Annotated in this window: 12 protein-coding genes; 5 read left to right on the top strand and 7 right to left on the bottom strand. The window is 65.9% G+C overall.

The annotated features are described in order from the left end of the window. The first annotated feature begins 4 nt into the window (after positions 1–4). The 3 genes from Q9R14_RS07550 to Q9R14_RS07540 all read left to right on the top strand — a co-directional run bounded on the left by Q9R14_RS07550 (position 5) and on the right by Q9R14_RS07540 (position 2,587). On the top strand, positions 5–943 hold the full coding sequence (locus tag Q9R14_RS07550) for an MlaD family protein (protein WP_039246448.1): 939 nt from the start codon (positions 5–7) through the stop codon (positions 941–943). Then, positions 940–1,590 (top strand): ABC-type transport auxiliary lipoprotein family protein, encoded by a 651-nt coding sequence (locus Q9R14_RS07545; protein WP_066551978.1) that lies wholly within the window; start codon positions 940–942, stop codon positions 1,588–1,590. The genes Q9R14_RS07550 and Q9R14_RS07545 overlap by 4 nt, the downstream gene beginning before the upstream one ends. A 94-nt stretch (positions 1,591–1,684) precedes the next feature. Next, entirely contained in the window at positions 1,685–2,587 is a 903-nt protein-coding gene (locus Q9R14_RS07540; RefSeq protein ID WP_306004010.1) for a hypothetical protein, read from the top strand. A 3-nt stretch (positions 2,588–2,590) separates the two neighbouring features. Here the strand turns inward: Q9R14_RS07540 and uvrA are convergent, their stop codons facing one another. The 3 genes from uvrA to Q9R14_RS07525 all read right to left on the bottom strand — a co-directional run bounded on the left by uvrA (position 2,591) and on the right by Q9R14_RS07525 (position 6,601). Beyond that, positions 2,591–5,536 (bottom strand): excinuclease ABC subunit UvrA, encoded by a 2,946-nt coding sequence (gene uvrA, locus Q9R14_RS07535; RefSeq protein WP_306004009.1) that lies wholly within the window; start codon positions 5,534–5,536, stop codon positions 2,591–2,593. A 110-nt stretch (positions 5,537–5,646) separates the two neighbouring features. Continuing rightward, entirely contained in the window at positions 5,647–6,141 is a 495-nt protein-coding gene (locus tag Q9R14_RS07530) for a group III truncated hemoglobin (RefSeq protein WP_306004008.1), read from the bottom strand. Positions 6,142–6,166: 25 nt separating this feature from the next. Next, positions 6,167–6,601 carry a hypothetical protein gene (locus tag Q9R14_RS07525; RefSeq protein WP_306004007.1) on the bottom strand — a complete coding sequence of 145 codons (435 nt, stop codon included), beginning with the start codon at positions 6,599–6,601 and terminating at the stop codon, positions 6,167–6,169. Between the two features lie 274 nt (positions 6,602–6,875). Between Q9R14_RS07525 and Q9R14_RS07520 the strand changes: the two genes are divergently transcribed. After that, positions 6,876–8,387, top strand: coding sequence for an ABC-F family ATP-binding cassette domain-containing protein (locus tag Q9R14_RS07520; RefSeq protein WP_371929772.1), 1,512 nt, complete (start codon positions 6,876–6,878; stop codon positions 8,385–8,387). A 6-nt stretch (positions 8,388–8,393) separates the two neighbouring features. Here the strand turns inward: Q9R14_RS07520 and Q9R14_RS07515 are convergent, their stop codons facing one another. From Q9R14_RS07515 to Q9R14_RS07500, 4 genes are all read right to left on the bottom strand, one after another. Beyond that, positions 8,394–9,971 carry an EAL domain-containing protein gene (locus Q9R14_RS07515; RefSeq protein WP_242078378.1) on the bottom strand — a complete coding sequence of 526 codons (1,578 nt, stop codon included), beginning with the start codon at positions 9,969–9,971 and terminating at the stop codon, positions 8,394–8,396. A gap of 90 nt (positions 9,972–10,061) precedes the next feature. Beyond that, positions 10,062–10,499, bottom strand: coding sequence for a flagellar basal-body protein FlbY (locus tag Q9R14_RS07510; RefSeq protein WP_306004005.1), 438 nt, complete (start codon positions 10,497–10,499; stop codon positions 10,062–10,064). Then, on the bottom strand, positions 10,496–10,798 hold the full coding sequence (locus tag Q9R14_RS07505) for a rod-binding protein (protein WP_039246464.1): 303 nt from the start codon (positions 10,796–10,798) through the stop codon (positions 10,496–10,498). Before Q9R14_RS07505 ends, Q9R14_RS07510 begins: the two co-directional genes overlap by 4 nt. Positions 10,799–10,800: 2 nt before the next feature. After that, positions 10,801–11,922 carry a flagellar basal body P-ring protein FlgI gene (locus Q9R14_RS07500; RefSeq protein ID WP_306004004.1) on the bottom strand — a complete coding sequence of 374 codons (1,122 nt, stop codon included), beginning with the start codon at positions 11,920–11,922 and terminating at the stop codon, positions 10,801–10,803. Between the two features lie 183 nt (positions 11,923–12,105). Here Q9R14_RS07500 and Q9R14_RS07495 point away from each other — a divergent pair, with 183 nt between their 5' ends. Next, positions 12,106–12,531 carry a flagellar assembly protein FliX gene (locus tag Q9R14_RS07495; RefSeq protein WP_306004003.1) on the top strand — a complete coding sequence of 142 codons (426 nt, stop codon included), beginning with the start codon at positions 12,106–12,108 and terminating at the stop codon, positions 12,529–12,531. Positions 12,532–12,686: the final 155 nt, after the last annotated feature.

Raw genomic sequence — 12,686 nt, 5'->3', positions numbered from 1 at the left:
GATCATGGAAAGAGACGCACATTACGCCGCCGTCGGCATCGCCACCGTCGCCCTTCTGGCGGCCTTGGCGGTGTTCACAATCTGGCTGGCCCGGCTGCAGTTCAACAGCGACTACGACATGTACGACATCGTCTTCTACGGGCCGGTGAACGGCCTGTCCGAAGGCGGCGAGGTGCATTTCAACGGCATCCGCGTCGGCGAGGTCACCGATCTGAACATCGACACCAAGCGCGGCGATCAGGTCATCGCCCGTGTCCGCGTCGACGGCACGACGCCCGTGCGCGTGACCTCGCGCGCACAGTTGGAGCCGCAAGGCATCACCGGCCTGAACTATATCCAGATCACAGCCGGCTCGCCCAACAGCGCCCTGTTGAAAGAGCAGTATCCGGATAATGTCGTGCCCGTGCTGCAAAGCCAGCCGTCGCCGATCGCCGAACTCTTGAGCGGTTCGGGCACGGTGCTGGCCCAGACCGTGGATGCGCTGAACCGGATCAACCGCGTCATGTCCGACGACAATATCCGCAGCTTCTCCACCAGCGTGAAGAACGTCGAGGCCCTGACGACCGAACTGGAGGCCCGCAAGGCCATCTTCCAGCAGCTGGAAGAGGCCGTGACCAACGCCAACGCGGCGGTGAAGGAATACCAGGCTCTGGCCGTCGACACGCGTCAGATCATCAATACGGATGGTCGCCAGGCCATCGCCAACATCAATTCGGCGACGGCGGAGGCCCGCACGGCGATCGCCTCGGCCAACCGTTCGATCACGGGCCTGGAGCGTCCTTTGGGTGACTTTGCGACGACCAGCCTGCCGCAACTGACCGGCACGATCGAAGAACTGCAGGACGCCACCCGGTCTCTGCAATCCCTGATCGACGACGTCCGCGCCAGCCCGCGCGACTTCATCGGTCGTCCCAAATCCAAAGAGCTGGAGGTGCAGCCGTGATCCTTCGTCCTGTCCTTCGACTGGCGGCGTCCGCCGCTGTCCTGACCGCACTGAGCGGATGCGCCCTGCTGTCGTCGCCGGACCCGGTGCAGAACTATCGGTTCGGCCTGCCGATGGCCGCGCCGTCGGCCGTGGGCGACACGCCGGCGCCCCTGACTGTTTCCATCCGTCGCATCGAGTTCCCGCAGGCGACCGGCGACGACAAAATCCTGGGCGTGACGGGTCTGGAGACGGCCTATATCGGCGGCGCACGCTGGGTGTCGCCTGCCTCGACCCTGTTTGACGACAGCCTGAAGGCGGCGTTCGCCAATCGGGCCGACCGCATTCGCGTGCTGGGTCGTCGCGAACCGGGAACGCCGCCGCTGATCCTTCAAGTCACGGTCACGACGTTCGAGGCGCGTTACGCCGCGCCGGGCGCCGTGCCGGACGTCGTCGTGACCGCGCGGGCGCAGCTGCGCTCTACCCCGGAACGGCGCGCTGGCGGCGGGACCATTCGTCCTGAGGAAGGCCGCTCGGTCGAGCGGGTCTTCACCGTGACCCAGCCCGCCGGCGACAACCGCGTGTCCGCCATCGTCGCAGCCTTTGACACGGCGACCCGCGACATCAACACCCAGATCGCGGACTGGACGATCGCCTCCGCGAACTGAGGCGGTCGAGCGCATTGTGCCGCTAAGGTGGCGGTGCGGGACGTAGGCTTGCGTATGCGCTAGGGTGCGCCGCGAATCTGCTCCCGGAGTTGTCATGAGTTTTTCCGCCACCGACGCGGCCTTCGAAGGCTTCCGGGTCGTTCGTCGGCATCCGATCGTCGCGATCGCCTGGGGCCTGGTTTATCTGGCCGTCTATGTCGCCATGTTCGGCCTGGGCGCAGACAAGTGGGCCAGCCTGATGGCGGCGGGTGAAGCGCTGGAACAGTCGGCGAACCCGTCGATGGCGGAGTTTCAGGCCCTGGGCCAGACCTATGCCGGAGCCCTGATCTGGGCCGCGCCCATCGGCCTGCTGGTCGGCGCGGTGCTGAGCGCAGCGGTGGCGCGCGCGGTTCTGAGACCCGAAGAATCGTCGTGGGGCTATCTGCGTCTCGGCATGGATGAGGTCCGTGTTCTGGCGGTCAGTCTGATCGTCAGCCTGGCTGTCGGTCTGGCGTCGGGCGTCGGCATGATGGTGGTCGGCGCCGCCATCGGTTTCGGCGCAGCGTCGGGTCAGGCGTTGCTGATTTTGGCCGGCGTGCTGCTGATCTTCGCCGTCTTCGCCCTGATCGTCTGGCTGGCGATCAAGTTCAGCCTTGCGGTTCCGATGACGGTCGATCGTCGCAAGATCACCATCGTGGAATCGTTCGCCGCCACCAAAGGACATTTCTGGTCGCTGCTGGGCATGGCCGTAATCGCCATCATCATGTCCCTGATCGTCAGCATCCTGGGCATGATCATCGGTGCAGCGGCAGACCTCGCCACCGGCGGCATACAGACCCTGGCGCGCTTCGATGGCGAAGGGCTGGGTCAGATCCTGATGCAGGCCTGGCCGGTCATTCTGGTGTCGTCGATCGTCAATGCCTTCCTCGCGGCCCTGCAACTTGCGGTGCTTTATGCGCCGTTCGCAGCGGCTTGGAATGGGCTTCGAGGCGGTCAATCGACGGACGTCTTTTCCTGACGATCAGGCCGACGCCTTCACCCTTTTCTTCTTGGCCTGAGCATCAACGGACCCGCCCAGGGCCGCAACGCGCGCCTTGCGGCGGTCCTCGTGCCGATCCAGTACCTCCTTGAGGTATTTGCCGGTCCAGCTGGCCTTATTGTCCGCGACCTGCTCGGGTGTGCCGACCGCGACGATCTCGCCACCGCCGTCGCCGCCCTCAGGGCCGAAGTCGAGCAGATAGTCGGCGACCTTGATGACATCGAGGTTATGCTCGATCACCACAATGGTGTTCCCGGCCTCGACCAATTCCTGAAGAACGTCCAGCAGCTTGCGCGTATCCTCGAAGTGCAGGCCCGTGGTCGGCTCGTCGAGAATGTAGAGGGTGCGGCCGGTGGCGCGTTTGGACAGCTCCTTGGACAGTTTGACGCGCTGGGCCTCGCCGCCCGACAGGGTAGTCGCCGGCTGGCCGACCTTGACGTAGCCCAGGCCGACCCGTTCCAGCGTCAGCATCTTGTCGCGGATGGGCGGCACGGCCTTGAAGAAGCTGGCGGCCTCCTCGACCGTCATGTCCAGCACGTCCGAAATGGACTTGCCCTTGAACACGATCTCCAGCGTTTCGCGGTTGTAGCGTTTGCCCTTGCAGACGTCGCAGGTGACATAGACGTCGGGCAGGAAGTGCATCTCGATCTTGATGACGCCGTCGCCCTGGCAGGCCTCGCAGCGCCCGCCCTTGACGTTGAAGCTGAACCGGCCGGGGCCGTAGCCGCGCGCTTTGGATTCCGGCAGGCCGGCGTACCAGTCTCGGATAGGCCCGAAGGCGCCGGTGTAGGTCGCGGGGTTCGAGCGCGGGGTGCGGCCGATGGGCGACTGGTCGATGTCGATGACCTTGTCGAAATGCTCCAGGCCTTCGATCCGGTCGAACGGGGCAGGGGCCTCCGATGCATTGTTCAGCCGACGCGCAGCGGCCTTGTACAGGGTCTCGATGGTGAAGGTGGACTTGCCGCCGCCCGAGACGCCGGTGATGCAGGTGAAGACGCCGACCGGGATTTCGCCGGTGACGCTCTTCAGATTGTTGCCGCTGGCGCCGCTGATCTTCAGCATCCGCTTGCGGTTGATGGGGCGGCGACCCTCGGCAGGAATTTCGATCTCGCGCTCGCCGGTCAGGTATTTGCCGGTCAGGGACTTGGGGTTGGCCATGACCTGGGCCGGCGTGCCCTCGGCGCACACCTGTCCCCCATGAACCCCGGCGGCCGGACCCATGTCGATGACGTAGTCCGCGGTCAAGATGGCTTCTTCGTCATGCTCGACCACGAGGACCGAGTTGCCAAGGTCGCGCAGCCCTTTCAGGCTTTCCAGCAGGCGGGTGTTGTCGCGCTGGTGCAGGCCGATGGACGGTTCGTCCAGCACATAGAGGACGCCGGTCAAGCCCGAGCCGATCTGCGACGCCAGGCGAATGCGCTGGCTCTCGCCGCCCGACAGGGTGCCTGAGGATCGCGACAGGTTCAGATAATCCAGGCCGACGTTGTTCAGGAACCGCAGCCGGTCGCAGATTTCCTTCAGGATGCGCCGGGCGATCTCCATCTGCTTTTCGGTCAGGTTCTCTTCCAGCGTCGAGAACCACAGATAGGCCTTGGAGATCGACAGGGTGGAGATGTCGGCGATGTCCTCGCCGCCGACCTTGACCGCCAGGGCCTCGGGCTTCAGCCGCTTGCCGTGACACGCGTCACAGGGCGTCTCGGATTGATAGCGGGCCAGTTCCTCGCGCACCCAGGCGCTGTCAGTCTCGCGCCAGCGGCGCTCCAGGTTCGGCAGGACGCCCTCGAACGGCTTGGAAACCTCATATTTGCGGGCGTTGTCATCATAGACGAACTTGATCTTCTCCGACCCCGTGCCGTGCAGGATGGCCTTGTGCGCCTGAGCGGGCAGGTCGCGCCACGGCTTGTCCATCGAGAAGCCGTAGTGGAGGCTCAGCGACTGCAGGGTCTGGGTATAGAGCGGCGACGGCCCGCGCGCCCACGGGGCGACCGCGCCCTTGTGCAGGGTCTTGTCGCGGTCCGGGATCACCAGATCGGCGTCGAACGCCAGCTTGACCCCCAGGCCGTCGCAGACCGGACAGGCGCCGAAGGGGTTGTTGAACGAGAACAGGCGCGGTTCGATCTCGCTGATCGTGAAACCCGAAACCGGGCAGGCGAACCGTTCGGAAAACAGGATGGAGCGCGGCGCCGTCTCGCCTTCCGCCGTCGAGGCCCATTCGGCGTTGGCGATGCCGTCGGCCAGACCCAGCGCCGTCTGCAGGCTGTCAGCGTAACGCGCTTCTTGATCCGGTTTGGTGACGATCCGGTCCACGACGATGTCGATGTCGTGCTTGAACTTCTTGTCCAGGGTGGGCGCTTCGTCGATCGGATAGAACTGGCCGTCGATCTTCAGCCGCTGGAAGCCCTGTCGCTGCCACTCGGCGATTTCCTTCTTGTATTCGCCCTTGCGGCCGCGAACGACGGGAGCGAGCAGCAGGATGCGCTCGCCATCGGGCAGGGCGACCAGCTTATCGACCATCTGGCTGACCGTCTGGCTCTCGATGGGCAGGCCGGTCGCGGGCGAATAGGGGACCCCGACCCGCGCCCACAGCAGGCGCATATAGTCGTGGATTTCCGTGACCGTCCCGACAGTCGAACGCGGGTTCTTGGAGGTCGTCTTCTGTTCGATGGAGATGGCCGGGGACAGGCCTTCAATCAGGTCCACGTCCGGCTTGCCCATCAACTCCAGAAACTGGCGGGCGTACGCCGACAGGCTCTCGACATAGCGGCGCTGGCCCTCGGCATAGATGGTGTCGAACGCCAGCGAGGATTTACCCGACCCCGACAGGCCGGTCATCACCACCAGCTGCTCACGCGGAATGTCGAGATCCACGCCCTTGAGGTTATGCTCGCGGGCGCCGCGAACGCGGATGAAGTTATGCTTTTCGGTCATGCTGTCCGGAGAACGCGGAGGAGGGCCGGCGGGTCCGGCGCGACATCGCTATATGGGGACGAATTGCGGGATTGAAGCAAGAACAATGTAGGAACATTGCGGTCGGCGCATCATTCCGGCATCCACGCCTGTGTGGGCCGCACGAAACGCTCGCCCTTGGCCAGAAGCACGCCGCTGGCGTTGGCGACGCCCAATTCCAGGCTTTCGGCGATGCGGCGGGCGCGTTCAATGAAGTGGTCGGCAGCGATTGGCGGGCACAGGGTGCGCGCGGTTTCGACGAACAGCTCAAGCCAGCGATCGAAATGCCGCGCATCGATGGGAAGGGGCAGGTGTTTCGGCATCGGCCGACCCTGGTAGACGCCGGTGGACAGGGCGACCGACGACCAAAACAGCTTCATCTGCTTCAGATGCGGCGCCCAGTCCGTGATCCTGTCTGCGAAGATCGGGCCGATCAGGGCATCGTCGCGGACGCGGGCGTAGAAGCCTTCGACCAAGGCGTCGATCATGGCTTCGTCTATGCCCGTTTCGTCCCGCAGGCGCTGGACGGCGGCCTCGCGCCGCGCGGCGGCGCCGGCGGGGTCTTCGATGCGGAAACGGGTTTGCATGACGGCTGGTCTAGCCGCCGCCAGCCTATTGGTCGAGAAAGTCGCCGGCGTTGAACGACAGGATGCAGATGGCGTCACCACCCGTCGCATCGGTCGAGCAGGAATCGACGCCGTACAGGTCGGCCTCGACCTTTGCGGTCGAGCGGAACGTGCGGCCGTCACGCTGGAATGTCGATCCGATCTTCTCGCTCCACGGGATCAAGGCCGCAGCAAAGGCCGCGGCCGGCGCACCCGTGCAGGTGAACAGAATATATTCCGCGCCGTCCCCGTTGTCCGCGCGGCGATAGGTGCCGGCGGCGGCGGCCTGTTCCAAGCAGGCGGCATAGAGCCGCGCGTTGGGCGTCGGCGCCTGGGTCGGCACGGCGCTGTAGTTCGGGGGTAGAGGCGGCGCGTTCGGCGCGGTGGCGCAGGCGGCGCAAGCGAGGGCGGAGAAGACGGCGAGCGTGATGACTGGCTTCATGGTGGTCTCCTTAACGCCAAGCTTCTCACGCGGCCGTGTTCGACGCCAGACTTGCGCATTGCGGGATTACGACCCATCCTCCTTGTTCTGACGCGTTTTGCAGAAGGTATGACGATCATGATCATCGCATTGGCCACCGGTTCCGCCCTGTCCGCCATGCTGCTCGTGATCCTCAATGCCAATCAGCCCAAGCCGAAACGCGTCCCCGTCCGCACTCGCGACACTCGACAGGGTCGCCGCTAGGACGCCGGACGGCGCCACTCTTTTCGACAATTTGAGCCTGACGTTCGGGCCTGAGCGCACCGGCGTCGTCGGTCGCAATGGCGCGGGCAAGACCACGCTGCTGCGCCTGATCTCGGGCGAAGCCTCGCCGGCTGAGGGGGCTGTCGCGCGAGCCGGAACGATCGGCGTCCTGGATCAACGCTATGAGCCAACGCCTGATGAGACCGTCGCTCAAACCCTCGGCGTCGAAGGAGCGCTGGCGGTTTTGGCGCGGGTTCTGGCGGGGCAGGGAACGGCTGACGAGCTGGCCGAAGTCGACTGGACGCTGGAGACGCGTCTGGAAGAGGCCTTGCGAGAGGTCGGGTTGCCTGACCTGGACTACGAACGCCTGACGTCCAGTCTCAGCGGGGGCGAGCAGACGCGGTTGCGGCTGGCGGGATTGAGGCTGTGCCGGCCCGATCTGATCCTGCTGGACGAGCCGACCAATCATCTGGATGCCCAAGCGCGGGCGCTGGTCGCCGATATGATCGTGCGTTGGGACGGCGGGGTCGTGGTGGTCAGCCATGATCGCAACCTGCTGCGCCGCATGGACCGAATCCTTGAGGTGTCGAGCCTTGGCGTCGCCAGCTACGGCGGCGGCTATGACGCCTATGTCGAGCGAAAAGTGCTGGAACGCGAGGCGGCGACGCGGGATCTGGCCGAAGCCCAACGCGACCTCGCGCGTGTCGGCGCCGAGGCTCAGCAGCGCGCGGAGGCCCAGTTGCGCCGAGACGCCGCCGGCCGCCGCAAGGCCGCCAAGGGCGACATGCCCAAAATCCTGCTGGGCGCACGGGCCGAGCGCGCCGAAAACACGGGCGGGCGCGGCCGGTTGTTGGCCGAACGACAGGCCGAAGCCGCGAAGGATGCCTTGGCCTCAGCGCAGGCGCGCGTGGAGCGAACGCGGACGCTGGCGATCCCGATGCCGACGACCGGCCTGCCAACGGGACGGGCGGTGCTGACGTTGGACCATGTCGGCTGGGCGATACCTGAGGGGCGGATGATCGTCGGGCCGGTTGATCTAAAGCTGGTCGGGGCCGAACGGGTCGCGATCGCCGGACCGAACGGGGCGGGCAAGACGACCCTGTTGCGGCTGATCACCGGCGATCTGCAACCGACCACGGGCGCCGTCGATCGGCCTGTGCGGGCGGTGCTGCTGGATCAGGAGGTCAAGATCCTGAGCCCGGACGAAACGCTGGTGGAGGCGTGGCGGCGATTGAATCCGCAAGGGTCGGTCAATGACGCCCAAGCGGCGCTGGCTCGGTTCCTGTTTCGCAATACGGCCGCGCAGCGCCGGGTCGGCGAGCTGTCAGGCGGCGAGCGGCTGAGGGCGGGTCTGGCCTGCGTCATGACAGGCGCGACGCCTCCGCAGTTGCTGGTGTTGGATGAGCCGACGAACCACCTCGACTTGGACGCCATCGCGGCGGTCGAAGAGGCGCTGAACGCCTATGCCGGCGCCTTGATCGTCGTGAGCCACGACGTGGATTTCCTGTCGGCGCTGAAAATCACGCGCACGGTCCAGCTCTGAGGTCGGTCAGCCCCAGGCCTCGACGGCGCCCTTGCGACGGACCATCGACGGGCTGGACAGTTGGGTGCGCGGCTCGGCTTCGGCGCGGCCGAACAGCCAGCCTTGGCCGTATTCGACGCCCGCCGCCTTGAGCTCGGATGCGACGCCGTCGGTCTCGATCATCTCGGCAATGGTTTCCAGCCTCATCGAACGGCACATTTCGACGATGCTGTGCAGCATGGCCTTGGAGCGTTGGTCGGTCTGGATATCGCGAACGATGGCTCCGTCGATCTTGACCGAGTCCACCGACAGTTTGCGCAGATAATCGAAGGCGGCGGCTCCCGCGCCGAAATCGTCGATGCAGACCTTGATGCCGGCTTCGCGCAGCGCGGCCAGGCGACGGTCGGCGGCTTCGATGTCTGCGACGGCGGAGGTTTCGGTCACCTCGACCATCAGACGACGGCGTTCCTCGGGCGCGCCGGCGGTCATGCGCAGCAACTGCTCGACATAGGTGTCGTCGCCCAGCGAGGCGCCCGAAACATTGATCGCCATCTTCAGCAGCCCGGCGCCGGGCTGGCGCATCCGCTTCAGCACCTTTTCCGCCACGGCGAGATCGAATGACTCGATCATGTCCAACTCCTCGGCCATGCGAATGGCTTCGGCGGGACCGCTGTTGCCGCTGAATCGGGTCAGGGCCTCGAAGTGATGGACGGCTCGGGAGTCCAGATGGACGATGGGCTGATAGTGGACCTGGAACTCGCGCGACTTGACCAGGCTGCGGAAGGTCTCGGCGTCGCGGAAGGTGCGCTTCAGCGAGTCCGCGAAGGCGATCTGCGGATTGGCGAGACCGTCGCCCTTCAGGCAGCCTTCGATGGCGAACCGCATGGCGCGCAGCACGCACAGGGAATCCGATCCGGGCGGGACGGGCGAGCTGAAAGCCTCCGCGCCCAGCGACAGGCCTTCGGCCCGACCGGCCTCCACGATTTCGGCGGCGATGTCGCGACGGTCGTTGGCGGGGCGGAGAAGCGCATAGCGGACGCCGGTGACCTGCGACGCGCTCGATCCCTCGACGGCGGCGGACTGAAGCGTGGCCTCGATGCGGCGGTTCAGACGGTCGGCGGCTTCGCCGGTGACATTCTCCAAACCGGTAATGTCGAGGAAGGAAAGGGCCAGGTCGGGATTGGACTCCAGCACGCGCCCGGCGTCGGCCAGGAAATCTTCCGGTTCCAGAAGCGGCCGTGTGTCCAGATCCTCCAGCGCAAAGGCCGGGCCTTCGTAAGAGATGGCGCACGAGACGGCCGGCGCCATCTGCGGCAGGACGAAGGCGCGGAAAGAGGCGCGGCGCACGCGGTCGGGGCCGGCCGCCACAAGAATCGACGTCGCCGGAATGCGCACGCCGGCCTTCATGCCTTGCAGGGCGGTCAGGGTGGAGGCGCCGTCGTGCAGCAGATCGAGCAGGGGACGGCCGGTCCAGGTCGCGCCTGCGTCCTCGCCGGCCACGGCGCCCGCGCCGATCGCAAAGGCGACCACGCCTTTCGGATCCACCTCCACCAGAGTGTCGGCGGAAGCGAAGGCCAGGCCTAGGAGGCGAGTGGTCAGCGTCATGAGGCCATGCTGGCACGCAGTCGCTTAAAAATTAGGCAATGACCCTTAGGACGCGAACCGTGATCGGCGAACGGCTAAGGGCCGTCTTGTTCAGGCCATTCGGTTCAGGGCGACAGCGCGTCCGTCGCCCAGCGAGGCGCGGCCGTCGGCGGCGTAGGCGGAAGCGGGGGTGCGGGCGGCGGTGACCTCCGCCGCGATGGCGCGGACCAGACCCTCGGAGATTTGACGCGCGGCGTCGACGGCGCGGCTGTGTCGCCTCAGGGCCGCGTCGAACTCACGCGTGGCGTCGATCAGGGTCTTTCGATCTTCGAGCGGAGCGCCGCTCAGCAGCGCTGGATTGGCCTTCACATGGGCCGAATCGCGACGGTAGAGATTGGCCATCTCCTGGGTTTCCGACAGACCGGCGGCCACATCCTGAGGACGGCCATCAGCGAAAGCGGCTGTCTCGGCCTTCAGTCGCTCGGTCAGACGCAAGGTCAAGGTCGTCAGCTGACGAACCCGCGCCTGGGCCAGTTCGGTGTCGATCATGGCCGGCCCTCCTGCATCTTCAGCATTTCGGCCATCACGGTGTTGCTCAGGCCGATGCCGCCGGCCTTCACCGTAGACTTGGCCATTTCGTCCAGCATGAAGCTGCGCCATGTCGCCTCGCCCTGGCCGCCGCCGAACAGGCCGTCGGTCGACAGGCCTTCGAACATCGGCTTCAGCATTTGCGAGATGAAGGTGGCCTCGAAGGCCTTGGCGGTTTCCGCGATCTTGTCTCGGTTAGCCGCCGTGGGCGCGGCCGCGGCGGGGCGCAGCAGATCGGCGGAGACGGTCAGGTCGGTCATGCTCACATCACCTCGATGTCGGCCTGCAGGGCGCCGGCGGCCTTGATGGCCTGCAGGATGCTGATCATGTCGCGCGGGCTGACGCCCAGGGCGTTCAGGCCGTTGACCAGGGTGGACAGGTTGGCGCCGCCGCCGACCAGTCGCATCTGGGTGCCCAGATCCTCTTCGACGTTCACCTGGGTCGAGGGTACGACGGCGGTCTGGCCGCGGCTGAAGGGCGCCGGCTGACTGACTTGCGGTTGTTCGTCTACGGAAATGGTCAGATTGCCCTGAGCGATGGCGACGCGAGAGATGCGCACGGCGTCGCCCATGACGATGACGCCGTTGACCTCGTCGATGATGACCTTGGCGGGCGTATCGACGCTGACGGCCAGGTTTTCGATCCGGCTGATAAAGCCCGCCATGCCCAGTTCGCCGGGCGCGCGCAGGGACACGACCGTACCGTTCTCGGCCAGGGCCGACCCCGGGTAGGCGGCGTTGACGACGGCGGCGACGCGCTGGGCGGTGGTGAAGTCGGGGTTACGCAGATTCAGGCGCACCTCGTTCATATTGGCCATCTGGAAGCCGGTCTCGCGCTCGACCAGCGCGCCCGAGGCGATGCGGCCCGCGGTCGGCACGCCGCGCGTCACCGACGACCCCGACCCGCCCGACGCCGAGACGGCGCCGGTCTGGACCGAGCCTTGCGCCACCGCATAGACCTGACCGTCCGCGCCTTGCAGGCTGGTTACCACAAGCGAACCGCCCAGCAGGCTCTTGGCGTCGCACATGGAGGCCACCGACACGTCGATGCGCGAGCCGGGCGTGGCGAAGGCGGGAAGATCGGCCGTGACCATGACGGCGGCCATATTCTTGGTGTTGGCGTTGGCGCCGCGGATATTGACGCCCAGCCGCTCGGTCATGCCTTCCAGCGATTGGCGGGTGAAGGGGCAGTTGCGCAAGCTATCGCCCGTGCCGTTCAGACCCATGACCATGCCGTAACCGACCAACTGGTTGCCGCGCACGCCCTCGACGGCGGCGATGTCCTTGATGCGCGATTGCGACTGGGCCAGCGCCGAGGTCGCGCCGCCGGCGACGAAGAGTGTCGCGGCGACAGAGGCGATCAGGCGGGCAAGCAGATTTTGCATTGGTCAGGCGTCCACGCAACGTTACGACGCCGTCTGTGCGAAGATCATGCCGCCGAATTAACGACGTGAATTCAATGCCGGTCGGTCTTTGACGGGAAGAGAAGCGGCAGGATTTGCCGGGGCGTTAACCAAACAGTCATCGCCGCCCGTCATCCATGATTTCATGACGCGGAGCACCTGCACATGAAGGTTGTCGGCCCCAACGGCGTCAACACGCCTGCCAGCACACGTCCGACGCGATCCGCCAGCGGCTTCTCGCTAGGGCAGACTGCGGCTACCCCTGCGCCTGCTGCAACGACCGCCAACGTAGCGACGGGCGGGGTCTCTGACGTCTCGGCCCTGATGGCCCTTCAAGGGGTCGAGGGGCCGCTGGAAAAGCGACGTCGCGCGATCCGGCGCGGCAGCGGTCTTCTGGATCGCCTTGACGAAATCAAGCTGGCCCTGCTGAACGGCGACGCCGACGAGGGGGCTCTGGATCGACTGGCGCGGAGCCTGCGCGAAGAGCGCGCCGACGACGACGACAAGGACCTGGGCGCCCTGCTGGATCAGATCGACCTGCGCGCTTCAGTCGAACTGGCGAAGGCGGAAATGCGCCGCAGCCGCCCCTGATGCGAAATAATCGTCTGACATCAGGCGGCTAAGCTTCGCCAGTGAGTGACTTTTGCCACTGTCAGAAGGTTAGTCGCCCTATTTTCATCACGGAATCGAGAACCGCGTTGCCGCGACTCGACGGGCTGATTATACGGCCATCTACGCCACAGGGG

Source organism: Brevundimonas sp. C43, from assembly GCF_030732185.1.
In the GTDB taxonomy this organism is placed as follows: Bacteria; Pseudomonadota; Alphaproteobacteria; order Caulobacterales; family Caulobacteraceae; genus Brevundimonas; species Brevundimonas diminuta_C.
The sequence above is the reverse complement of the archived record's forward strand: the minus strand, read 5'-3'. Positions and strand labels throughout refer to the sequence as shown.